This is a genomic window from Vibrio sp. 779(2023) (assembly GCF_033344285.1).
In the GTDB taxonomy this organism is placed as follows: Bacteria; Pseudomonadota; Gammaproteobacteria; order Enterobacterales; family Vibrionaceae; genus Vibrio; species Vibrio alginolyticus.
In genome coordinates, this window is record NZ_JAWPOM010000153.1 from 1 (window position 1) to 1,215 (window position 1,215).

2 pseudogenes are annotated in these 1,215 nt (G+C 46.9%); both read left to right on the top strand.

The annotated features are described in order from the left end of the window. Positions 1 to 414, top strand: a pseudogene (vmeH, locus tag R8O70_RS25680) (efflux RND transporter periplasmic adaptor subunit VmeH); the annotation flags it as partial. After that, positions 411 to 1,215: pseudogene (gene vmeI, locus R8O70_RS25685) on the top strand (efflux RND transporter permease subunit VmeI); the annotation flags it as partial. The pseudogenes vmeH and vmeI, both read left to right, overlap by 4 nt.

The following is a 1,215-nucleotide window of genomic DNA, read 5'->3' on the forward strand; positions in this document are numbered from 1 at the left end:
TACAAGGCGACGGTTAAAGAGTTCACTACTGAGCCTGACCCAACCACGGGAACGTTTACCGTGACGCTTTCTTTACCGATGCCAAAAGAGGAATACATCCTTGATGGCATGGCCGTTGAAGTGACCTCGAAAGATGAAAAAGTGGGTTTAGAGCTGAACGTTGGGATCAATGTGCCGATTGAGGCAATTTTCAATGCTGATGGAGACGAGCTTGGACGTGAGAACAAGTTTGTTTGGGTGCTGAATGACGACAGTACCATTTCACGAAAACAAATCCGAACCGGCAAAGCCTCCAAAACCTCGATTCAAGTGCTTGATGGATTAGCGCTTAACGACAAAGTGGTGGTTGCTGGCGTTTCGCGACTCAGAGATGGAATGAAAGTGGAAGTGGTTAAGCAGGAGGCTGGTTTATGAGCGAGCAAAACAAAGTGCCTCAAAGTGATGATGATGTAACGGGCATTGCGGCTTATTTCATTCGAAATCGCGTGATTAGTTGGATGGTGTCTTTGATCTTCTTGATTGGTGGTATTGCTGCCTTCTTCGGGTTGGGACGTTTAGAAGATCCGGCCTTTACTATCAAAGATGCGATGGTAGTGACGTCATACCCAGGTGCGACGCCGCAACAAGTCGAAGAAGAAGTGACGTACCCGCTGGAAAAAGCCATCCAGCAACTGACTTACGTTGACGAAGTGAACTCCATTTCCAACCGTGGTTTATCTCAGATCACCGTGACGATGAAAAACAACTATGGCCCCGATGATTTACCACAAATTTGGGATGAATTGCGTCGAAAAGTGAACGACTTAAAAGTCACGTTACCACCGGGTGTTAATGAGCCTCAGGTTATTGATGACTTCGGTGATGTGTACGGCATCTTGTTGGCAGTGACAGGTGATGGCTACAGCTACAAAGAGTTGCTGGATTATGTTGACTACTTACGCCGTGAGCTTGAACTGGTCGATGGCGTCAGCAAGGTTTCTGTCTCTGGTCAGCAGCAAGAGCAAGTCTTTATTGAAGTTTCGATGAAGAAGCTCAGCAGTATTGGTTTGTCGCCAAATACGGTTTTTAACTTGCTGTCCACGCAAAATATTGTGTCTGATGCTGGCGCTATTCGTATTGGTGATGAGTACATTCGAATTCAGCCTACGGGTGAGTTCCAAAGCGTTGATGAGTTAGGGGATCTGTTGATCACCGAATCTGGCGCGCAAGGGCTGA